Source organism: Mesorhizobium bavaricum, assembly GCF_056781655.1.
On record NZ_CM165566.1, the window covers coordinates 1970001 to 1993160 of the forward strand.

The following is a 23160-nucleotide window of genomic DNA, read 5'->3' on the forward strand; positions in this document are numbered from 1 at the left end:
ACGCGGGGAACTGAAACATCTAAGTACCCGTAGGAAAGGACATCAACCGAGACTCCGGAAGTAGCGGCGAGCGAACCCGGACCAGGCCAGTGGCGATGATGAGACAAGCGGAACCTTCTGGAAAGTAGGGCCATAGTGGGTGACAGCCCCGTACGCGTAATGCAAATCATCGTCCTCGAGTAAGGCGGGACACGTGAAATCCTGTCTGAAATTGGGGGGACCACCCTCCAAGCCTAAGTACTCGTGCATGACCGATAGCGAACTAGTACCGTGAGGGAAAGGTGAAAAGCACCCCGACAAGGGGAGTGAAAGAGTACCTGAAACCGATTGCCTACAAACAGTGGAAGCCCAAGGTTCGTCCTGGGTGACCACGTACCTTTTGTATAATGGGTCAGCGACTTAGTGTGACGAGCAAGCTTAAACCGCTAGGTGTAGGCGCAGCGAAAGCGAGTCTGAACAGGGCGTTCAGTTCGTCGCATTAGACCCGAAACCGAGTGATCTAGCCATGAGCAGGTTGAAGGTAAGGTAACACTTACTGGAGGACCGAACCCATAACTGTTGCAATAGTTCGGGATGACTTGTGGCTAGGGGTGAAAGGCCAATCAAACTCGGAAATAGCTGGTTCTCCGCGAAATCTATTTAGGTAGAGCGTCGACCGAATACCCCAGGGGGTAGAGCACTGGATGGGCTAGGGGTCCTCACCGGATTACCAAACCTAACCAAACTCCGAATACCTGGGAGTACTAGTCGGCAGACACACGGCGGGTGCTAACGTCCGTCGTGAAAAGGGAAACAACCCTGACCTACAGCTAAGGTCCCCAAGTTATGGCTAAGTGGGAAAGGATGTGAGGATCCCAAAACAACCAGGATGTTGGCTTAGAAGCAGCCATCATTTAAAGAAAGCGTAACAGCTCACTGGTCTAAATAAGGGTCTTTGCGCCGAAAATGTAACGGGGCTAAAGCCATACACCGAAGCTTAGGGTTCGTAGCAATACGAGCGGTAGCGGAGCGTTCTGTAAGCTGATGAAGCCATACCCGTGAGGGGTGGTGGAGGTATCAGAAGTGCGAATGCTGACATGAGTAACGTAAGGGGAGTGAGAGACTCCCCCGCCGAAAGACCAAGGGTTCCTGCTTAAAGCTAATCTGAGCAGGGTTAGCCGGCCCCTAAGACGAGGCGGAAACGCGTAGTCGATGGGAACCACGTTAATATTCGTGGGCTTGGAGGTAGTGACGGATCATTGAGGTAGTCCAATCTTATCGGATTGAACGGGCTGCTGCGTGGTTCCAGGAAATAGCTCCTCCTTATAAACCGTACCCGAAACCGACACTGGTGGTCTGGTAGAGTATACCAAGGCGCTTGAGAGAACTATGCTGAAGGAACTCGGCAAATTGCACGCGTAACTTCGGAAGAAGCGTGACCCTTTTCTACGCAAGTAGAGGAGGGTGGCACAGACCAGGGGGTAGCGACTGTTTATCAAAAACACAGGGCTCTGCGAAGTCGCAAGACGACGTATAGGGTCTGACGCCTGCCCGGTGCTGGAAGGTTAAGAGGAGGGGTGCAAGCTCTGAATCGAAGCCCCAGTAAACGGCGGCCGTAACTATAACGGTCCTAAGGTAGCGAAATTCCTTGTCGGGTAAGTTCCGACCTGCACGAATGGCGTAACGACTTCCCCGCTGTCTCCAGCATAGACTCAGTGAAATTGAATTCCCCGTGAAGATGCGGGGTTCCTGCGGTTAGACGGAAAGACCCCGTGCACCTTTACTATAGCTTTACATTGGCATTCGTAGTGGCATGTGTAGGATAGGTGGTAGGCTTTGAAACCTGGGCGCCAGCTCAGGTGGAGCCACCCTTGAAATACCACCCTTATTACTATGGATGTCTAACCGCGGCCCGTTATCCGGGTCCGGGACAATGTATGGTGGGTAGTTTGACTGGGGCGGTCGCCTCCTAAAGAGTAACGGAGGCGCGCGATGGTGGGCTCAGAACGGTCGGAAATCGTTCGCTGAGTGCAATGGCATAAGCCTGCCTGACTGCGAGACTGACAAGTCGAGCAGAGACGAAAGTCGGTCATAGTGATCCGGTGGTCCCGCGTGGAAGGGCCATCGCTCAACGAATAAAAGGTACGCCGGGGATAACAGGCTGATGACCCCCAAGAGTCCATATCGACGGGGTTGTTTGGCACCTCGATGTCGACTCATCGCATCCTGGGGCTGGAGCAGGTCCCAAGGGTATGGCTGTTCGCCATTTAAAGCGGTACGTGAGTTGGGTTCAGAACGTCGTGAGACAGTTCGGTCCCTATCTGCCGTGGGTGTAGGAATATTGAAAGGATCTGTCCCTAGTACGAGAGGACCGGGATGGACGGATCTCTGGTGGACCTGTTGTGGCGCCAGCCGCATAGCAGGGTAGCTATATCCGGACGGGATAACCGCTGAAGGCATCTAAGCGGGAAACCCACCTTAAAACGAGTATTCCCTGAGAACCGTGGAAGACGACCACGTTGATAGGCCGGGTGTGGAAGAGCGGCAACGCTTGAAGCTTACCGGTACTAATAGTTCGATCGGCTTGATCGTTCTCATTCCTTATGCCCATCTCGGCGCAATCCGAAGGATTGCCGCCAGAAGATGTGAAAGCACAACAAAGACCAGCGAACAGCTCCGAGAAAGCATGATAGGGTAACCCCTATTGGCTACTCGCGCAGAGCTCTTCGCTCAAAAAGCTTCTCGAACAACGTGCGTTTTGCCGACCTGGTGGTTATGGCGGAGCGGCTGCACCCGATCCCATTCCGAACTCGGCCGTGAAACGCTCCAGCGCTGATGGTACTTCGTCTCAAGACGCGGGAGAGTAGGTCGCTGCCAGGTCTGCTAAACGCACGTTGATCTCACATCCAGTATCGAAAACGATACCGGATGGAGAGGAAATCTTCTCCTTACGAACAGGCCCGCCAACGGGAACACGGGCCGCGAAAGCGGCCCTTTCATTTGGTGAGACTTCTACCTATCTGTAGGCCATCCTATTGTAGGCTTGGGCTTACATCCAAAGGTGACGCGGGGTGGAGCAGCCCGGTAGCTCGTCAGGCTCATAACCTGAAGGTCACAGGTTCAAATCCTGTCCCCGCAACCAAATCTGTCATAACACACTAACCGTCCCGATCTGACCGGGGCGGTTTTTTGCGTTTCAATGGCCGGGGTTGGCTCGATCGCGCCACAAAGGTGCAGATAGGGCGCGACGGAAATGACGGCATTGGGCCGTGAGCTGCTGGGCAGCTTTGGAGCGCGGACTACTGCGCTGCAATACAGCTGGCAAATCCGGGAGCTGGCACGTAAATTGCCACTTGGAGCTACGCAGTCTATCTCGCCATCATGTCAAGCCGCATCCGATCCTCTTTTGGGAGTCGGCAATAGCGGTCGGTGAGAAGGGGTAGCGACTGATGCTCTGTGAATTTGCCAACCGCTTTCCGCGCGACCTTGCTCAACTCCTCGAGCGCGACCGTCATCTTACCCGCAACTTCCGCGAGGAGACCGCGACCGATCTGCTGATGATGGGTCTCATGCCGCTCCAGCCGCTCGGCGTCCGGGTCGACTTCCCCGATGAGAAGGTCACGGGCGCGGATATGGACTGGATCTATGCAGCACCGCATGAGGTTGATGGCGGCAGCTATCTGCGCCTGATGATCCAGTCGAAACGCTGTAAGGAACAGAAGCTCAAGAATGGCTCAAGCTACTGGTATTATGATCATCTCGATCATGGCACGCCGAAAGGCAGTCAGATTCAGACGCTGGTGAACCATGCTGCGACATCGCCCGACGGCATGGCCACGCTTCCGCTCTACATGTTCTATCATCCTCAGTCGGCGCTGCAGCGTGCGGTAGGAGCCCTCCCGGCGATCGAAGGCATCAACATCCGGCTGGCGCGCGATCTCGTTGGCATGGTCGCTGGCGGGTGCAAGCGGAAGGAGAAGAAGGTCAGCCGATGGCGGGCGGGCTTCATGTCGCTGTCAGATCTTCTATGCTGGCCGGTGGTTGACCTGCCCGCGCTGCCGTCACCGCCGGCAGATCCCGCAACCGAGTTCATCCTGCCCAGCGGATTCCTGGGGCTCGAATATCTGTCAATCGCCTTCCATCCGGACCTTGTGGCCGAGCGCATCAATGTGATCCGCGGCGAGGCCGCCCCTGCCGCCGACGCGGATTTCCAGGTCCGTCCGTCACGCGAACTTCCCGACAGCATTCGCCGGGCGATTGCTGGCGAGGTGACCGACAAGGACCGCGCCACTCTGCAACGGCCGAGGGTCATCCTCAGCACGCCGCTGACGCGCGAGGACCCGAGCTTCGATCAGGCTCGCGCCGCCGTGCGTCGCAGAAGGGGTCGTCCCGCCGGCAACTAACCGCAACCTCATGGCATCGATCGACCGGCGTCCCGAGGCGGAGCGTCCCTCCCCGCCTCAACCTGCTCGCCCTGATCCTCGTCGACCGTGCGAGGACGGTCAGGACCCTTTGCCCCAAAAGGCAACCGCGAGACGTACTCTGCCGCCTCAGCCATCGGCATGCGGATCGCGTCGAGCGCGGCTGTCTCGTCAAGAAGCTTCACCCTGCGGACTTGTATAATCGTCCTAACCGTCGTCAACATGATCCGATCGCACCGACGGTCTGGCAGGCTTAGTCTCGGGGGAACATCATGCGCCACAAAGAGGTGGAGGAAGATCTGCGGCCGCTGATTTTCGACTTCTTCTTCTGGTTTTCTCGGTTCGAATCCGCCCTAAAAGAGAATAGCTGGCTCCAGTCCCAAACGGTCGGCGCGACTGCGCTGGCGGACTGGAAGGGTTTCGTCGAAGCGTATGGCGGAGACTATGCTCCGTCCGATGCCGCCGGACGCCTCGTCGTCGCCAACCCGCAGAAGCAGATCGTCGGCGACGCTGGGCTGACGTTCAACGATGTGACTTTCACGGACAGCGCCTCGCAGCTCGACCGCGTCACATTGTTGCTTATGACGGCGCGCAACAACCTGTTCCACGGCGGCAAGCATGGAAGTGCCTATTGGGACGATTCCGTACGGATACGGCTGCTGCTGCCGCTGTGTATCACCGTGCTTGAAGAACTGGCCGAGCTCGGCGGGATGCAGGCCGACCATATCGGTTATTACTGATGGCGAGGCCCCCAACAGACGGGTTCGGCTTCCCCTGGAAGCGAGACGATCCCTGCCCATGCGACAGCGGGTCGAGCTTTGCCGACTGTTGCCTCGGTGGTGATGGCCGGCCGGCAATGGTACTCGGCGATCTCGTCCCGCCCGCGCCGGTGACCGGCGAAGCGCAGAGTGGCTGCTATATGGCGGGGACCGCGGACTGTGGTGGCGGACTCAGCCGCGAGCACTATATCTCGCGCGGCTTGATAGACGGTCCGGAACTCAGGGTGCGCGGCATGCCCTGGCAGCGTGAAGAGGTTGCGCATTATTCCCCCGACAATCTCGTCGCGCGCATACTGTGTCGCCGTCACAATAGCGCAATGTCGCCGCTCGACGCACACGCGATCCGGTTCTTCCTAGCGCTTGAGGAGGGGCTGAAGCACGCGCAGCGGCGTTCGCTGTCGAGCAGAAGTCGATTCTTCATGACCTCGGGCGACGGACTGGAACTGTGGGCGATGAAGACACTTGCCAGTCTCTACGCCTCGCAGATCGATTTCACGACACCCGATCGCCGGTTTCGCGATTTCGAGCCGCCGATGGATCGAATCGTGACGGAGCTGTCCTCGCAGAGTCCGCGCAGCTTCATGACGCTCAGCCTGCCCCTCACACAGGATGCACATGAGGACCTAGTCGGCCGGCGCGCGGTTTCGGTCGGGCCGATCGTCGATGAGGAGAGCCGGAGGCTTTCCGGGCTTCTAGTCCGGATGCATGGGATTGCGCTCGTCTTCAACATTGACCTGCCTGCCGAGGAGGCGCTTCCCGAAGCGGAAATAGCACGTCCCGACATGATCGACTTGATCGGCATGGGGCGGACCTCGCGCATCTTCCTTTCTTGGCAAAAGCACCGTCGCGAAGGCAGGATCGTCCAGATTCGGTTGGGTCATCCTCGGACCGACCGGCCAACCGGCAGACCCGATCGCGGCTGGGATCGCCGCCCCTTACGGAAATAGAAAGCTCGCGCATCTAACGGCTGTTGGCCGCTTCGATGATCGTCAGGCTTGAGGACTTACCGATCTGCCTTCTGAACGGCCGTAATGCGGGCGCGAAGCGGACCAGGCAAAGGTTTGCCTGAAAAGGGGCCGTAAAAAGCCGTTTGCTTCGCGTTAGAGTTAGGCCCGGTTTAGGGCAGATGTGGCCATTCAGAGCGGCCCTACTCGGTGCTTGCCTGCTGCCGCGCGAGCAGCCCAGTTCGCCTCCTCCGCTCCTAGATCACATCGCGAGACCCATTATCGCCGAAGCACTCTTCTGCTATCGGCGACGGTAAGCAAGAGCGTAAACGTCGCCTAAGATCGATCGAAATTAGGTGGCAGGGCCCCCACGGGCTCGACAGGCCAACTGCCCCTCGCCGTGCACCCGAGGGCGCTGCTTGAACCACAATCGTGCGCACATCGCACATAGATGCTATCAATGAAGATGCGCAGGGAGGGCGAACAATCGAATGGAGAATGAGGACAGGTCGCGAACCAGATCTGATCGGCGAATCGCCCTGCTCATCGATGCGGACAATGTATCCCACGGTAAGATCGCAGCGATACTGGCGGAACTTTCAAAATACGGCACGGCCAATATCCGCCGCGCCTACGGCGATTGGGTAAGCGCCAATCTCAAGAACTGGAAAGACAAGCTGCACAATTTTGCAATTCGGCCCATTCAACAGTTCACCTATTCGGCCGGCAAAAACGCCACCGATATTGCGCTTGTGATCGATGCAATGGAGCTTCTCTACACGCAAAAGCTTGACGCTTTCTGTTTGGCTTCCAGCGACGCCGATTTCACACCACTCGTGATGCAGTTGAAGGCCAATGGACACGAAGTTTACGGATTTGGGGAACGCAAAACGCCCACTCCCTTCATCAATGCCTGCACGACTTTCCTCTACCTCGATAGCCTGGACGATGCTGAGCAACCGACAACTCCTGAAGCCCCCGGCGAGAAACCAAAGACCAAAGCGGAATCGGCGGCCAAATCCAAAACGCCCGCCGAAAAGTCCGCCGACAAGCGAACGGGCAAATCTCTTTCGCAAGATACGACCCTCGTGGCGATCCTGCGTGGCGCTGTGGAAGCCACGGCGCAAGACGATGGATGGGCAGCTATGTCATCGGCAGGAAGCGCAGCGAAACGACAGGCGCCCATCGATCCACGAAACTATGGAGTCAAAAACTTTCCGGCACTCTTCGCGGCGACTGGCCTCTTCGACATAATGAAGATGGAGAATGGGCAGAGCTACGTCTCAGACAAGCGGAACAAGGACCGCTCACCACTGCCGAGCCGATAAGGATAAGAAATTCCATCATTGCCGTTGATGGCAAAGGCGCCGGCAGGCGCATTTCTTGCCTTCTAACGCCACTATCAACGACAGGCCGAAGCTTACATCTCTCCTCTGGGTATCGCAGGCCGGTTGCCATCGAGAAGCGCCGCAAGCTGATGCGAGCATGGGCTAACCACGTCAACCCGGTCAATGCCGAGAATGTGGTGCCTATTCACAAACGTGTCTCTGTCAGATTTTCGTCGCCCGCCCCGAAGCGGCTTAGGGGGTGCGTCTCCCGCGGGCGACTCGATGAGGAGGTCAGTCGCGAGCTACCTCAAGCGCGTCCCGCAACCACTTCTGTCATAACACGCTAACCGTCCCGGTCTGACCAGGGCGGTTTTTGCGTTCTGGGCATGCAGTGCAATGAGCGCCGCCGGCCAGCACGCCAGAGATAACAGCAGTGGAACCGGCATCCTGATTTGAGCACTTCGCGTCGAGCGGGGATTTGCAGAGTACCTGGCGGCGATCGGTCGGCACGGCCAAGCCGCGGTAAACCGTGGCCGTATCAAGGTAGGCGTTTAGCGCGATATAGACTCCGCATGACAAAGGAGTTCAAACAGAACGAGCCCAACAAGCACCACTTCCTTCCGGTTTTCTACCTGAAGGGATGGGCTGGCGCCGATGGGCGCATTGTCCAGTTCAGCAAGCCGAACCCTTATGACGAGAGGGTGAAATTGCTCCGGCGGCACCCAAGCGCGGTTGGCTATATCAAACGCCTCTATGCGGTTGAGGGACTACCTGAAAGGGTAGCTAATCTCTTTGAGACCGAGTTCACTCGCCCTGTCGACACGGATGCTGCGGTTGCAATGCAGCGACTTATGACGGGTAGGTTCGATACCGAGGCAACTCAAACGGAAGCGGTTGCATGGATCAAGTTCCTGCTTTCGCTGATGATGCGCATGCCGGCCGACATCAAACGGCTCAAGCACTACGTCAAATACGACTGGTTCTCAGATCTCCCTAGCTTGCAAGCCGCCTTCAAGAAGTCTGGCATGGAGGGCAACCCCCGGACGGTGGAGGACTACCAGAAGCTGCTGGGGCCAACGTTCCACGAGCGGGCTGCCATGGTAGCGCTCAGTGGCATGATGCAGGTCGAGACTGCGATCAGAGCGATCGGGCAGCTACAGTGGACAGTGCACAACATCGATGGTGCCCGAGAATTTCTCACCTCGGATCGTCCCCTGATTGCATCGGTCGGGATGAACGGTCCGAAGGCCCACATCATTCTACCTATAGGCCCGCACCGCGTTTTTGTTGCCACCAAGACGGAAGAGTTCAGACGCCAGCTGGTCGAGAAACAGCCGTGGGATTTTGTGATGACCGTCAACACATACGTCGTGAACAACGCTACCGATTACATCTATGGCAGCAATGGCGCGGCCCTGAGGTTCGTTCAGAAACACATGGGAAAGCTTCGCGAGGAGACCTTTCTGGAGAGGATCAACAGGCTCCGCATGGCAGAGATTGCTAAGCCCGTGTCGGAACGCACAGATCTCAATCTGTAAGCTGATGGCGGGGCCTTGGCTCCTTCGGCCCTGATAGCCGGAGAAATCCCCGTCACAAAGACATCCGCCCGGATTCCTATCTCGATAGCTATTGGGCGCACCATGGTGTCATCCCCTAGGAGAATTGCTGCGAGAAGGCTTCTGAGCCGCGCACCGCCGAGCTCGTCGCATGGATTGCGCGGAGCGAATGGTCTCATCCGCCGCAATGACCGCGATTATCTCGGCCCCCACTTCTAGGAGCCCGTAGAAGCCGAAGCCATGGGGGCCGAGTTCGGCGGCAAGACCTATTACGCGCCTCGGCCGGAAAGCCTTCACTGCTGCGGCTTAGGAAGCCGACGTGTTTGTGCGGAAGGTAGAGATTTCGGCTGACCTGCAAAAAAGGCTTTTTTCGAGGCTGAATTGACGCCATTGCCGGGGTTCTAAGTGGGAAATTAACTCCGCCATCCCGGCGGGGCCCTTTTCAGGAACCAAAACATGGCAAGTGATCAAACCAACGTCGAAATCCTCGACGAAGTCAGCGTCCGCTACAAGCACGGCGCGACCCTCTGTTTTCAGGCGGTTCGCTACCACATCCCTAACCAGCCGTTCGAGGATGGCTTCCGCTTCTCCTGGCGGGACGGCAGCGGCAATCTGCTGCCGCTTCGCGGGCAAACACGTATCCCGAGCTTGCGGATTGCCCGGCTTCTGATGGCGATGGCGGAAGAGCGGCCGGCGTTTCGTAACCACCGCGGCGCCGACGCCGACGACCTGCCGACCTCGGTGAACATCTAGCCTCGAAAATGAAAACCCCGGCTCATCTGAACTGACCCCCCGAAGGTTGTGTCCAACTTTACGGGGTGAGTTCTTCGTGCGGGCGTTTTTGCATCTGGCTGTGGTGGCCGGTTGATTTGAACTCTCATCAGTCGCCCGCAAGCAGGCAAGGTCGACGCCGCAGGACAAAGAAGCCAAATCCTGTCCCCGCAACCACTTCTGTCATAACACCCTAACCGTCCCGGTCTGACCGGGGCGGTTTCTGCGTTTCGTGGCTGGGGATGTCTCGGTTGCACCAGCACCCGACATATCCAAGCTACAAGGCGCTATACGTCTCATATGGGCCGAGCGCTGCTTTCATAATAACAGCGGCTTAGATGTGAATGCCCATCTCGGGTTTCGTCTTTCCGACTGACTCGCGAGTTGGTATCAAACCGGCGGTTCCACAAGCACCAAATGATCGACATTTACATCATCGCGGTTGATCATAGCGGGAAGGTTCGCGTCATCGACGAAGCCTGCTGCTTCCATGCGAACCTTTCCCTGCTCCAGTGCCTTTTTGATAGGTTGTGCGCTGGCGATCGCGCCGTAGAAGGCGCCTGCGAACACCGTGGCTGCGGCATCGTCGATGCTATCGGACATGGCGATCACCACCGGAACAACCGGCAGGAGGACTTCGGCTCCATCGAGAGTGTCGCAGGCATTGAGGACGAGAAGGGTGGGTGGAGTGCTGGTCGCGTTGAGAATCTTGGCCAAGAGTGTGAAGTCCATCTCCTGGCCATCTGGACTTTCAGCACTGCCATTATCGAACAGAAGAGACCTTGAGCCGCCATGCCCTGAAAAATGAATGACGTGCGGTCGCATATCGTTGATGCCATCCATCAGGTCTTCCATGGTCGCTGCAGGCTTGTGATCGACTACGATATAGTCGCGATGCAACGCACCCCTGACGATGTTCTTCACTGCGCGGATTTCCGCATCAGTACGCAGCCAGTCCCCGGCAGGGTCCGGATTGGTCGTCAGATATAGAACCCTCAGCTTCTCCTGCTGCGGTTCCCGTACGATGACATGCCTCACCACCGGCGACATTGCTCTGCCCACCGCTTTCGCATGGGACAACTCATCGCGTTGCCGTTGCTTTTCCTTGCTGTCGCGACGGCCCTCCTCCTGTTTTTCTTGGGTCTGAATGGAAGCCTGCTTCCTTCGCTGCGCTTCTGCATTCGTTGCTAGCTTGCTTGCCACTCCGGCTGCCTTCTTGGCCTCTGATATTTCGGTTTTCTCGTAGCCTTGTGCGGCACGGATATACGAGTTCCGCATCGAATCGCTTTTGGTTTTGGACGCGTCTCGGAGCTTGCTCTCCTTCTTGAAACGAGCGCCGGCCGCTGCAGCCTCGTGGCCCGACCGCTCCTTGAGCAGGGTCGCCTCCTGCTTCTTCAGTCTGGTCAAGTCTGCTCTAAAAGAGTCAAGCAACGACATGGGGCCTCCACGATTTCTTCAATAAAGCATCAGGGGCAAGCTAGCCGATTACAAGGACCAGCCAAGAGAGATTGATATCGGTACGCCAACGGACCACCGCTGCGCCACCGTTTGTCAGTTGTCGGACTGGCGGGCACTGAACGGTCGACCGCCCGCAGTCTTCGGAACGCTGCGGCTACAAATGGAGCACAGGCGTACTCCCATCGGCGCACTCTCGACGACCGACGGGCCGGCCAGCGGAGCTCGCTACAACATCAATCAGGGCAGACCAGCCACGACGCGTTTCTTGTCCACGAGACGGAGGCTGAGATCCGGCCTGCTTCGAATGACTTCGGTGATTGCATCGAGAAATTCTGCCGCGGGCGAGGGCGCTTCAAAGCTTGTCGGCAAGCTGCCTGCCTGTCCTCCTCGGGCACTTGCAACCGTGGCAAGCGTACTATCGAGGTCAGTCAGAACGCGACGAAGACTGCCCAGCAGCCTCGCGCCGGCCGGAGTTGGTCGGACACCCGCTGTATGGCGCTCAAAAAGCGCGGTTCCGAGCGAGTGCTCAAGATCACGAATGCGCCGACTTAAGGCAGAATGGTGAATTCCCAGGCGTCGCGACGCGCCAAGGAAACTGCCTTCCTCACCGATGACGATTGCGCAATCAAGCGTAATTAACTGGACGCGTCGCCGCATCGTGGTTCCTCATCTGATGGCGCTATGACGCGGATCCACGAACGCCCTCAATCGGTTTCGTCGAATAGCGTTCAGGCCGCGCCTGGAGGACCACAAATTTGGACCGCCATTTTCTTCTTGGGCATCACGTGATCTCGTGAGGAATTCCGCTGATCAAGTTGCCGAGTTGGCCCATAGACGAACATTGCGCTCGCCGTCTGCAACGAACCTCGCGTCATCGAACGAGGTGACGGTGACCTATTGTCACAACGTGACAACGAAGCTCAGCTATCCGAAATTTTGTGACCTGATCGTTGACACGCTCGAGCCTCTTAGCAGCCGGAAAGCGTGATTCCAGCTTGAACGTAGCGGCCATCTGGTATCGGCTGGGGCAAGTAAGCATGAATCAGGTCGAGAAGGCACCTAGTGGGTATTGGGGATGACGAGGTCGATCGAGAATTCACGTCCGGTGGCGGCATTGACAAGGTGCGCGCTTCGAAAGCCGGGCATGCATATCACGAAGCATGGGCCGCTCGAACCGCGCTCGAACTGCTCCTTCCCAAAACTGAGTTGGTTGCTATCACGTTGGAAGGTTTCGACTATATCGACGAGGCTGACCTAGGAACTGGAGCTGTCGAAATCGCGGATCTCGTTCGTTATTATGGTCATTCCGATATCTCGCGTGCGATCCGCGTCGAAGTCGTCCAGTTCAAATACTCAATTGCTAGCGCCGGGACAGCCACTCGCGCCGCCGATATCGCCTCGACTCTTGCCAAATTTGCGCTTGCGGATGTCGAGTTGCAGGCACGCCATGGCTCGGCCCATGTCGAAAAGGTCGTAAGGTATGACTACGCCACCAACCGTCCGATAAATCCCAACTTGATCGCTGCCATAGACGCCACGATCGAAGGCAAGGCGGCGGATGGCGACATTGGGAAGCAGCAAGCACAGATCGCCAAGGCATTGGGGGACTATCCCTACCCTCACGATAAGTTCCTCAGGCGACTGGCTGTGACGGGCAGCGGTGGTTCGCTAGCCGAGGCTGATCGTCAAGTGGGTCAGATCCTCGCCTCGTGGAGCGAAACCAGTGATCCACAGGCGGAGGTTCGGCTACTCAAGCTGCGCAATCTAGTGCGTACAAAAGCTGGTCCGGACAATGGGGGGGATAAGCGGATCGACCGCGTTGCGGTTCTCGCTGAACTCAGGGTCGATCATGAAGATCAACTCTATCCAACCGAAGACGCATTTCCGCTGATCGAAACGACTATTCCACGAAACATTGTGGACGATGCGGCGGCGATGGCGCGTACACAAGGCCTGCCCCTCATAATCCATGGTGCAGGCGGTACGGGAAAAACTGTACTGATGCAGGGCTTGGCGGCAACACTTGGCCAACGCGACCAAGTCGTAGTGTTCGACGGGTTTGGCGCTGGTCGCTGGCGCGACCCGGCTGACGGTCGCCATCGGCCCGAACGTACTCTTGTGCATCTCGCTAACCTACTCGCCGGGCACGGCCTCTGCGACATCTTGCTCCCGATTTCCGAAGCAACCAGCTTGCTCCGCGCTTTTCGCCAGAGATTGACCCAATCTGTCGCTACTGTTCGGCAAGCCTCCAACGAGGCGGCAGTCGTACTCGTTCTTGACGCGATCGATCATGCAGCGATCGCCGCCGAAGAAAGCAACACGACGTCCTTCGCGCACAGTGTACTTCGCAGTCTATCGGTCGACCCAATAGATGGCGTGGTCGTAGTCGCCTCGTGCCGCACGGAGCGTCTTACTCAGGCCGTAGGGAATTCGGAACACCGTGAGCTAGAAATCCCAGCCTTTACCTCTGCCGAAGCGCAATGCTTGATCCTTGCGCGTGACGCCAGCGCAACCCCTACCGAAATCGCGGCACTTGAGATGCGGTCCGGCCGGAATCCGCGCTGCCTGGACACACTTCTTGTAGAGGGCCGCCCCTATGACTTGCCGACAACGCCAGAAGAAGATGCGGCTACTCCTGCTGATGTACTGGATCTCCTGTTACGCAAGCGGATCAGCGCAGCCAGACACGACGCGCGCATAAGAGGGGCTAGGGACGCCGACATCGATCTGCTGCTGACAGGTTTGGCACTGCTACCCCCACCCGTTCCGATCGATGAGCTGGCCGCAGCGCACGGAATTGCCCTCGCCCAGGTAGAGAGCTTTGCCACGGATCTGGCACCTTTGCTCGAGCGTACGCCGCACGGCCTAATGTTCCGCGACGAGCCAACCGAAACGCTCATCCGTAAACTGAGCGCCGACGACCTTGCGGGACGTGTCAAGATCGTCGACGTGTTATTCACGCGTCAGGCAGTATCCAATTATGCAGCGCGCGCTCTTCCTTCCCTTCTAACAGCGCTCAAGGACGTCGATCAGCTTATTACGCTCGCCTTCGACGAGCGCGTACCGCCCAGCGCCTCCAAAGTCAGTTTGCGCGACATCCGGCTCGCACGCATCACCGCCGCGCTCGGCCTATGCGCCAATATACAGCGACGTGATGATCTATTGCAGTTACTGCTGGAAGCCTCGATTGTGGCCGCCGGCCACGAACGCTCCGATCGCTTCCTCTATGAGTTCCCGGACCTCGCAGCAGTCGCAGGTGATGCTGAGGCCCTACGTCGACTATTTTCAACCAAAGCCGGATGGGCGGGGGGACGCCATTCGGCCCTCGCTTTAGCTCACGCGTTTGCTGGGGATTTCGGAGAAGCCCGGCGCAATGGTCGCCGCGCGATCGATTGGCACAATTGGGCGCGCAAAACAACTCAGAGGGCAGCATACACTCCTGGTAAAGCTTCGACGGAATTGGATGATGTCGGTTTTGCCTATGTCGAGATGCTCGCAGGCAATGACATCCGCGTTGTCGAGTTCTTTAGGCTGCAGGGTGAAGCCATCGCCTATCAGAAGTTTTGCAAACTTTTCGAACTGCTCGAGCGTCATCGCGCCAGTGCACACCCTCCGGCCGATCGAATTTTTCGGCGCCTGCAAGTGTGTAAATCTGGCTCACGAGCTCTCTGGGCGGCAGCACTTCGTTTTTCGAATCTCGATGCGACCCATGATAGCAAGATCATTGCGAGGTTCGCCGCCGCACCACCTCATAGTGATCAGCATGACCCACTTGCGCATGCGAGTCTCTCCGCAGCCGCCCGTGCCATTGGCCTTGGCCTAGACAACGATGCGCGCGCGATTCTCGATGCTGCGGCCATCAGCCCGCCTAATCTCTACGACTATACGAGCTATTGGGTTGCTGACCGTGACGCCGACATCGCGGTGGTCCGTGGCGGCCTGTCGGCCTCGCTTCGCGGTAAGCCAGTCGCGCTTCTCGATCTCGCGCCGCGAGAGATATTGGGACTGGTGGCCCCAAGTATCACCGCACGAGGCGCCGCTGCGTTTGAGAAGGCTCTAGACGGGAAGCTGAACGAGCCCAAACCAGTAATAGGAGTAAATCGAAAGCGTCGCCGCAAAACCGTCAATGACAAATTGCGGTCAGAATATAGCCGCGCTCTCAACGAGCGGATACGACCGCTACTAGCCTACTCTCAAGCGGTCGCCGACATGGTACGGCCGCCCATCGGCCAATCTCGTCATGATATATTCATGGCGGCCCTTGATCACTTGGCGACCGATGTCGAGCACGCATCAAACTATCCCTACCAGGATGGCAAATCGTATTTGGCACGTGTCGCATTTCATGCACTCTTCACTGTGGCCGACGCTATCGGCGCAATCGATCCAATTGGCGCAGAGCGTATCGTAGCCTGGCTGCAGACCGCCCCAGGCATGCACACACCGAGATTGATGGCGGTCATCGAGCGTTTGTCGCGAATTGATGGGTGTCAGAATCCCGCGCTCCGTCTTGCTGGCTATGTTGAGCGGCAGATACGTTTGGATACTGACGTAAATAGTCGGATTTCATCATATGGTGCATTGGCCCGCGCAGTGTGGCGCGTATCGACCGACGAATCCGCGGCCTACTTTCGACGCACGCTCGACCTTACCGATGCAATCGGATCCGATGATTTCGATAGGACGAACCATCTGCTCGAATTAACTGGCTACTACAATGGACCACCGCTTTCGGCACGCGCAGGGCACACACTCGCCCGAATTTTGGAACTCAACCAGAACGAAGATTCGAAATTTCCTTGGATCGAATACGCGCAGACCATGGTGCCAATCACAGGCCTAGCCACCCTGGCAATGGTCGCGCGCCTAGCTGATCGCGATAAAGCTCGTCTTGGACTTTCCCTTGGACCAGCCCTGACCGTTTTGGCGCGGGAGCGCAGGCTCCCCGGTGATTTGGCTGCTTGTCTGATTGGATTGGAAGCGCCCATCGATACCTGGACCTGGAACATCAGCGATTTCGCGGCCGCGGCCTTGGAAACTATGCCACTCGAGTTGCGAGAATGGCTCTTCGCGTCGATTTTAGTTGAGATCGACCGCGACGATCGCCTGGCGCCACAGCGCGAGACGATTGCTGCACTCCGAACATTGGCTGACGCGAAGTTGGCAAGCGACTCGCCATCCCGCAGGCGAATTGCAAGTCTGGCCGAACGGTCGGGCTCGGAAAGTCCTAGGCCGGAGCTCACAAAGTCAACCGATCCGTCTGCGATATACTCCATCGACTTCGCGGACCCGGCCGCGATCGATCGCGCGATCTTGGACCAACCCATCGATCAGTCCGGCCGTCGCTGGCCGCAGGCGACGATAGCCAAACTTGCCCGTTCGCTGAAAACGCCAGCTGAGCGCCTTGCTTTCGTCAAGGCAGTTGTCGACGCCAACACGGCGTCACTTTCCGAAAAGATCAGTGCCCTGGATGATTTCCTGCCAGCATGGGCCGGCCTTTCTACCGCTTTGCGCGATATCCTCCCAGCTCAAGCTCTGATTCTAGCGGGGAAGCACGCTGGAGAGTTGATCAAATCGAATGTCGATGGCTGGTCCAGTTGGCGGGGTCTTATTAAAGATTTCGGCGGTGACCGGCCCGCACTTATCGAGCGTGTTGTAGAATCGCTTGCCGCGACCGCCGGGGAAGTTAGCGGCGATTCTTGGCTCGCGCTCGCGGCCAAGTTGGCCGCCGATGCCAGTTCCTCCGCAATAGCTACGGGACTCGAACGATTTCTTACCCTAAGCGACGCCGCGCTTCCGGCAGAAGAAGGCGACGGCCCATGGGATGCGCGATTCGCGGTCACTGAAGATCCAGTTGATGTCGCTGCGGGACTTATCTGGGCTCGGCTAGGCCACCACAAAGCAACGATGCGTTGGCGCGCTGCTCATGCTGTGTTGCGGCTGGCCGCGATTGGCCAATTCGACGTCATAAGCGCGCTTGTTGCGCGCTTTGACAGCGCGACCATTCTGCCGTTTGGCGACACAAAGCTTCCGCCTTATCCGCTCCACGCTCGCTTATGGTTACTGATCGCGCTCGCACGCCTAGCCGCCGATCGGCCGAGCCAGATTGCACCGCACTCGCCGTTATTTGAGCGTGTCGCCTTCGCAAACGATTTCCCGCATGTGGTCATGCGCTCCTTTGCCCTCGATGCGCTTCGTGCACTGGCGCCGTTCCTCGACCCGGACAGTCGTGCTTCCTTGGAAGAACGGACCGTGGGAATCAACGTTTCCCCATTTGCCCACAAACCCGCCGACGTCATTGTCGAGGGACGTTATGCCCGCCGACCGGACTCCTCTCCTGAGCCGGCCAATGCCTTCCATCTCGATTACGATTTTACGAGCAATCAGGTCGAGCGTGTCTGCCATGTATTCAATTGTGGTGCCTGGGAAGTTGACGACCGGATCACTCACTGGGTTCGTCGCTGGGACCCATCGATAAAGAACATGTACTCAGACCCACGTAGCAGTAACGACAACGAAAGGGGTTGGGCGTCTGGCTATGTCCCAGATGCCGATCGCTACGGTGGCTATCTGGGGTGGCATGCATTGATGCTTGTTGCGGGCGACATGCTCCAATCTCGGGTTGTCAGCGGACGTGATTGGGGCGGAGATCCTTGGGCAGCCTTTCTCGCAGAGTATCGCATTTCTCGAAATGACGGACGCTGGCTCGCCGAAGCGACCGAATTATTTCCTTTGGACCTGCCACGTGCTGCTGATCTGCCAATGCCAGACATCATGCCAAAGCGCGCCGAACAAGAAGATCGTCGCCTGCTGTTGCCCTTGCTGGGTATCTCTGCGGGCCCAGAAGCCGGTCCTTGGCTTCCGGTCCACGGTTTCTGGTCGCTGCCAAACGATTGCACCGCGTCTTTGGCGACAGTGCTCGTCGGCGCTGACGATCTGACCGCAGTGGTAATGACATTGCTGACCGACGGAAAATTCTCACGTTGGCTTCCACATGACGAAGAGGAAATCAGCCGCCACTTCGGTCCTGACAATCATTCAGTCTGTGAATGGGTTGCAACCGTGCGGCATTCAGAGCGCAATCTAGACCGACATGACCCTTACGCTTCGACGACAGCGATGCAGCGTAGCGCTCCGTCGCTTTGGGTACGCGAACACCTTGGTCTTACCGCCGATGATTCAATAATTCGCAGTTGGTCGAGTCGGATTGGTGCTGCTTTCCGTTCCGAATCTTGGGGTACTCAAGGCGGACGGGGTGAGTACAGCTGGGACGACAGCGGGCAGCGGTTGAGCGTCGAACGCACCCATTTGCAGCGCCTTCTCAGCGAGACAGGGCTAATGCTCGTCGGGGCACTGAAACTGCAACGCTATCAAAAGGGCAAGCCCTCGTCGCGTCTTGGCGACACAAGTGCCTTCACCCATCGCTCGCTTGTGTTCTCTCTCAGTCAAAACGGTCGTGTAGCGACGGCGCTTCGACCGGCCTCATGGGCTCGCCAAGCGATTGCATCATTGGACGAGCGCGATAGGCACGATTTCCACGACCGCTTCCGCAAAATCCAAATGGCCTTTCGAGATCGATCCTCCCCGTAAGCCTTGGCGGAAGCTACCGTGTGGACCAGTATCGTCCGCGCTCAAGCGATTCCCGCAACGGGACCGCTAATGCGTATTGCGAACCCGCCGCGATGGCGCCCTATTTCAAGGATGAACAGTGGCACGCGCCTTTGTCGGGGCGACACCGAAACAGACCAACAAAATTTGCAGACGACCGGCGAGTGCCGCGACTCTTCACGTACATTGGGGCCGGGAGCCGGAACGGCGGCTTTGCAGCTGCCAACCACCAGCAGCGCACTGCCACATGCCTTGCTTTCCCATGCGGCTCCCGTAGACGCCTGCGGCAACGGTTTGCGAAAGCAGGATCGGTCACCTGTCCCATACAGGGGACGCAAAGATTTGATCATATGTTTCCACCGCGACGAGCTTGATGCCGAGATGAGTTAGGAACGGCTGGCGGTGGCGGTTCCGATTGAAATCCGTCGTGACGAACCATGCCTGTCTGGCGCGCGATGGAAACCTCGCGTGTAGTCGGGCGCGTTCAAGAAAGAGCCAGCGGAGAAAGGTCTCATCCTTCCCAAAGCCAAACCCAATTATCGCAATGTTAGATGCAAAGAAGGGGTGCAACCAGGTATGAGAGCCGCGCCAACCTTCACTCTTGCCCTGCAGATATCGGATCAGGGAGTTGTCTCCGCGGTGCATCCACGCGCGAGCTCGATCAACCGATCCCATGTAGTCAGTTAAGCCGAGACGTATGCTCCTGACATACTTCATCATGCCATGAGCGTGCCATATCGCGAACGCCTTCTCCGGGTCTTCAATGGCATCGTCGCCGAAGTACGAGCGCCACGGATACCAGTCCGTGAAGCGTGGCGCGTCTTCCTCTCCGCACGTCCGAAAAAAACGGGCCGCGACAGATCGCGACAAGTTTTCATCGAAATTGACGGTGATGATAGGCGATGCGTGGCGCCGAGCCCAACCTACAATCCGCGTATGATGCGGCCCATGGCTCCATCCCAGCATCAAGTTGCAGAACATTTGCTTAAGATTTGTGGGATCGCCCTTCGGTCTTGCGATATCGAGAATGTCGAACCGTTCGGTGTTGGACATCTCGCTGAGCTCTTCTTTCGAGAGGCTGATACCCTGCCGTTGAGAAATCCGCTCAAGCAGATCCTCCCATCCCGCATCTCGGTCGTTGGCGTAACGATTGATACCATTGCCGATGAGAAGCGTGACCCCATGTATCGGATTGAGGATCTGGGGCAGGGGATCGTCCGCAATGAGATCCGATAGCGCCATGTCACATCTCGGCTACATTTGCTGAAGGAGAGGGTCGATCTTCGCGTACAGCGAAGCGTACTCGACGTCTATCAAAGTGGATTGCTTCGTGTTCAACTCGATGATGGACCCCTCTTCGATCATGACGCCGTGAAGCGAGATCGTGCCGACGATGGTCTGTCCGCCATTGGGCCGTCTGGCCGTCACGCGTCTAATGATCGCTGGGGCATTTGTTTCGTCTTGCTCCTGTTGAACAGGGCTGTCGATGATCATGGGCGCCGTAAACGCGCTAGTGAACTTTTGAATCGTGTCCGCCAGCGCAAGGATGTATGCAAGCAGCAGCCGCGGCTGCTCGCTTCCGGTCTCAACGATCTTGCCTGTTATTTTCGTAACCGCGTCGAAATCGGGAGTTATCACATTGAGACTCGTGAGGTAGGAAACCATCAACCCGGCATAGTAATCTTCAATCGATTTCCTTCGTGCCTTGTCGTTGAGCGTTTTAACCTCATCATCGATTTCTGAAATTCGCCCAGATTTCGTTCCAAGGGGTCCTTCAAGCTCCTGAATCTGCGCCTTAAATACCTCGAGTGCTGATCGACGGCCTTCATTCTGAATTATGTCACGGAGTGTCACGTCGCCGCGCTTCTCCTCCAAAATTCCTTGGACCTCAGCGATCGTTTTCTCGGTCGTGGCCAACAGCGCCTGCGCCTTGTCGACGCGATGGGCAATGTCACGCCGCTTGAGTTTTGCGCTGCCGAGAAATTCGAAGCATTCTTCGCGGTCGGAGAGTATTCCAAAACGGTTAGCGAAGTCATTCATATGCAACGTTCCACATGTCGGACACGGTATTTCTTTACGCGCGTCGTCAGTAGCCCATCGCACGTCAAGCGCTAGCTCTCGGACGGCGGCCTGGACAATTGCCGCCTGATCATCAATCAGCGTTCTCTGGTCCAAGAGATCAGCGAGCTCAGCCATTCGCGCTTGGCGCACGTCGCGAAGCCGCTTTAGCCTTATTAGAAGATCGTCGACGGCGGCCTCATGTTCTGGTGCAGAAAGTTCAAGCCCGGTGAAACTTGGCTCAAAACGGAGGCGCTCAATCGCCCTACGGACAATTCGGAGTTCGTGTTCGACCTCACGGATTTCAAGTTGAAGCTTCTTCTTTTCCGCGGTGAGTTCGTAGTACCGGTTTGGCCGAATCCCGGTATGAAATTCGATTAGCGTCTTCTTGAAGTCAGCATATTGCGTCAGTCGGTCGAAGGACGTGAGCGGTTTTGCCCAGCCTCCATCCTGGTCTACGTAGAACGGCAGAAATGCGTACGCCGTCGGAGGAGTTTCCGGCTCGCCGGTCTGCTTGTTGCTGAGGACGAGCTTGAAATCTAATAGTTCCGCTACGAAAGGAGCCAGCTCCTTGGTAAATGAGTTGGTGGAGATCAGCAGGACGTCGTTCTCGTCGAAGATCGCAATGCGATCATGATTCCGAAGCGCTTTGTAGCGCTGACCGTCGATCGCGAATGTGAGTAGCCCTTTGACGTTGACCCCGGGCCATTTCGGGTGAGTCACCGCCGGAGCTGCCCCAAGCGTCCAATAGATGCTCTTGATAATCGATGACTTACCGACCCCGTTCGTTCCCGTGATCACTGTCAGGCGAGGGTGAAAGGTTACTGTCCTTGCCTTCTTCTCTGTGAGAGACAGCAACTCCAGACTTTCGAAGGTCAAGTTTTTCATCGGTTTTTTTTCTGAGATTGCGTATGAGAAGGAGAAAGCGGTCGCTGTCTTTCATCGCTTATACTCGTAGAGGATCACCGCCTTTACAAAGTGCTCGGTGGCGTCCGGCCGCCACGCCCGCACTAAATTCCGAACAGCGGGAACGCTTGCATCCATCCCGGCTTTCAGACTTTCGGCTGCATCAATGATCGGTTCGACTAGTGCCTTTACATTCGACGAAAGCTCAAGAGTACTGGCGTTCCAGCGGCGCTTCCGCTCGGAAGTGTAAGCGTGCCACTCTCGTTCAATCTTCGTATCCTCATGATGGGGGGCCGCCAACTGTCGAGAGATTGTCTCCCACGCTGGGCGATGGGAATGGGCACTTTCGATATCATGAATCCAGCGATCCATGGTCTGCTTTGTCATGAACTTCGAACGTTTGAGGTCCTCAAAACTTGCGAGATCGGAAAGGGCCTTTGACCGCCGCCTGCCCTCGTCGACAAGACTGAGAGTAAACGCGTGAGCCGATGCCTCGGCAGTTGTGTGCACCTTGAGGAACACCGCGACTTCGCCGATCAAAGCCATTTCATAGCTTGCCAGGCCGAGATCACACTGATTGAAATAAAACAGGCCAAGGTGACTATCTTTATTAAAGGTCGGGCACTCGCGGGTCATTTCGGCGGTGAAGGTCGAAACAGCGGTTGCGGCCGCTGACGAAAAGGCGTGCTCTCCCGTGCTTTCTTGCAGGTCGGATAGTGGTTGATTGCTTACAAAGACAAGCTTCGCGACCGCGTCGCTGAACCGAAGAAAGTTATCAAACATCTTTCCGGCGAATGAGGGCTTGAGCTTTTTGCCCGCCTCCGAGGATCGTTTAACGATCTTTTTGATCGTCCAAGCTCCATTTTTCAGGGTCTTGAGCTGGTAGAAAGTTACACGTGCCGGTGCGTCTGCATCGTCCAGTTCGACGATGTCATCGTGAAATTCAAAGGCAACTGCATAATTAGTTCCGGCAGTATGAAGCTTGAGTACTTGCGAAATGCCCCACGCAGTCTGAAAATCAAAGCGGTCGTAGGCCGTTCGACCACCATCCTCCCGCTCGGGCATCGTCAGAAGATCATTGATAACTGCCAACTCTCCCCCCATCTTGCCCTATTTCAAGTGACTGCGATCGCGTCTTTCAACCTATCCTGCTTTGCCGATTATTGAAGCCCGTCTGTGCCATTCGGACAGCTATTTTCACTGACCGCTGAAAGGAGGTTCAGAAGTTGAGCGACCCCTATCGCCTGCCGATAAGTCACACGTACTACCGTGGGGTTGGATCGCATGCGAGCCGTTTATTTTCGCGTGCAGCAAAGAGTCTAATGCCGGCGGCACAAGTTATTTTACTAGGC

Annotated in this window: 12 protein-coding genes, 1 tRNA gene and 2 rRNA genes (1 of these 15 cut by a window edge); 10 read left to right on the plus strand and 5 right to left on the minus strand. The window is 57.1% G+C overall.

The features are described from left to right. The 9 genes from AC1RZR_RS09635 to AC1RZR_RS09675 form a co-directional block, all read left to right on the plus strand. Window positions 1–2571 (plus strand): 23S ribosomal RNA (locus tag AC1RZR_RS09635); it begins 235 nt to the left of the window's first position. 173 nt (window positions 2572–2744) lie between these two features. Then, a 5S ribosomal RNA gene (rrf, locus tag AC1RZR_RS09640) occupies window positions 2745–2859 on the plus strand. 185 nt (window positions 2860–3044) lie between these two features. Beyond that, window positions 3045–3121 (plus strand) — tRNA-Met (locus tag AC1RZR_RS09645). 307 nt (window positions 3122–3428) lie between these two features. Next, complete coding sequence (locus tag AC1RZR_RS09650) at window positions 3429–4382, plus strand: DUF6615 family protein (protein ID WP_481828354.1); 954 nt, start codon at window positions 3429–3431, stop codon at window positions 4380–4382. Window positions 4383–4672: 290 nt separating this feature from the next. Continuing rightward, on the plus strand, window positions 4673–5140 hold the full coding sequence (locus AC1RZR_RS09655) for a hypothetical protein (RefSeq protein WP_481828355.1): 468 nt from the start codon (window positions 4673–4675) through the stop codon (window positions 5138–5140). Window positions 5141–5256: 116 nt separating this feature from the next. Then, a complete protein-coding gene (locus tag AC1RZR_RS09660) occupies window positions 5257–6126 on the plus strand; it encodes a hypothetical protein (protein WP_481828356.1) in 870 nt (289 codons plus the stop codon). 488 nt (window positions 6127–6614) lie between these two features. Next, window positions 6615–7451, plus strand: coding sequence for an NYN domain-containing protein (locus tag AC1RZR_RS09665; protein ID WP_481828357.1), 837 nt, complete (start codon window positions 6615–6617; stop codon window positions 7449–7451). A gap of 572 nt (window positions 7452–8023) precedes the next feature. Further along, entirely contained in the window at window positions 8024–8989 is a 966-nt protein-coding gene (locus tag AC1RZR_RS09670; RefSeq protein WP_481828358.1) for a DUF4238 domain-containing protein, read from the plus strand. Between the two features lie 474 nt (window positions 8990–9463). Then, the gene (locus AC1RZR_RS09675) at window positions 9464–9760 is read left to right on the plus strand and encodes a hypothetical protein (RefSeq protein WP_481828359.1); all 297 of its coding nucleotides are present in this window, start codon (window positions 9464–9466) and stop codon (window positions 9758–9760) included. Window positions 9761–10168: 408 nt separating this feature from the next. Here the strand turns inward: AC1RZR_RS09675 and AC1RZR_RS09680 are convergent, their stop codons facing one another. Together AC1RZR_RS09680 and AC1RZR_RS09685 are read right to left on the minus strand one after the other, a co-directional pair. Next, a complete protein-coding gene (locus tag AC1RZR_RS09680) occupies window positions 10169–11185 on the minus strand; it encodes a CHAT domain-containing protein (RefSeq protein WP_481828360.1) in 1017 nt (338 codons plus the stop codon). 288 nt (window positions 11186–11473) lie between these two features. Then, the gene (locus tag AC1RZR_RS09685; RefSeq protein ID WP_481828361.1) at window positions 11474–11893 is read right to left on the minus strand and encodes a LysR family transcriptional regulator; all 420 of its coding nucleotides are present in this window, start codon (window positions 11891–11893) and stop codon (window positions 11474–11476) included. A gap of 405 nt (window positions 11894–12298) precedes the next feature. On the opposite strand from AC1RZR_RS09685, the gene AC1RZR_RS09690 reads away from it, so the two are divergent. Next, on the plus strand, window positions 12299–18826 hold the full coding sequence (locus AC1RZR_RS09690) for an NACHT domain-containing protein (protein WP_481828362.1): 6528 nt from the start codon (window positions 12299–12301) through the stop codon (window positions 18824–18826). Between the two features lie 330 nt (window positions 18827–19156). Here the strand turns inward: AC1RZR_RS09690 and AC1RZR_RS09695 are convergent, their stop codons facing one another. Genes AC1RZR_RS09695 through AC1RZR_RS09705 form a run of 3 tightly spaced genes read right to left on the minus strand, consistent with a single transcriptional unit; the run spans window position 19157 to window position 22900 of the window. After that, on the minus strand, window positions 19157–20086 hold the full coding sequence (locus AC1RZR_RS09695; protein WP_481828363.1) for a hypothetical protein: 930 nt from the start codon (window positions 20084–20086) through the stop codon (window positions 19157–19159). A 12-nt stretch (window positions 20087–20098) separates the two neighbouring features. Next, on the minus strand, window positions 20099–21790 hold the full coding sequence (locus AC1RZR_RS09700) for an AAA family ATPase (RefSeq protein ID WP_481828364.1): 1692 nt from the start codon (window positions 21788–21790) through the stop codon (window positions 20099–20101). A 51-nt stretch (window positions 21791–21841) separates the two neighbouring features. After that, a complete protein-coding gene (locus AC1RZR_RS09705) occupies window positions 21842–22900 on the minus strand; it encodes a dsDNA nuclease domain-containing protein (protein ID WP_481828365.1) in 1059 nt (352 codons plus the stop codon). Window positions 22901–23160: the final 260 nt, after the last annotated feature.

Coding starts and splice junctions, on each gene's coding strand:
- AC1RZR_RS09650 (WP_481828354.1), top strand. CDS start 3,429: ATGCTCTGTGAATTTGCCAACCGCTTTCCGCGCGACCTTGCTCAACTC.
- AC1RZR_RS09670 (WP_481828358.1), top strand. CDS start 8,024: ATGACAAAGGAGTTCAAACAGAACGAGCCCAACAAGCACCACTTCCTT.
- AC1RZR_RS09655 (WP_481828355.1), top strand. CDS start 4,673: ATGCGCCACAAAGAGGTGGAGGAAGATCTGCGGCCGCTGATTTTCGAC.
- AC1RZR_RS09660 (WP_481828356.1), top strand. CDS start 5,257: ATGGTACTCGGCGATCTCGTCCCGCCCGCGCCGGTGACCGGCGAAGCG.
- AC1RZR_RS09675 (WP_481828359.1), top strand. CDS start 9,464: ATGGCAAGTGATCAAACCAACGTCGAAATCCTCGACGAAGTCAGCGTC.
- AC1RZR_RS09685 (WP_481828361.1), bottom strand. CDS start 11,893: ATGCGGCGACGCGTCCAGTTAATTACGCTTGATTGCGCAATCGTCATC.
- AC1RZR_RS09700 (WP_481828364.1), bottom strand. CDS start 21,790: ATGAAAAACTTGACCTTCGAAAGTCTGGAGTTGCTGTCTCTCACAGAG.
- AC1RZR_RS09665 (WP_481828357.1), top strand. CDS start 6,615: ATGGAGAATGAGGACAGGTCGCGAACCAGATCTGATCGGCGAATCGCC.
- AC1RZR_RS09695 (WP_481828363.1), bottom strand. CDS start 20,086: ATGGCGCTATCGGATCTCATTGCGGACGATCCCCTGCCCCAGATCCTC.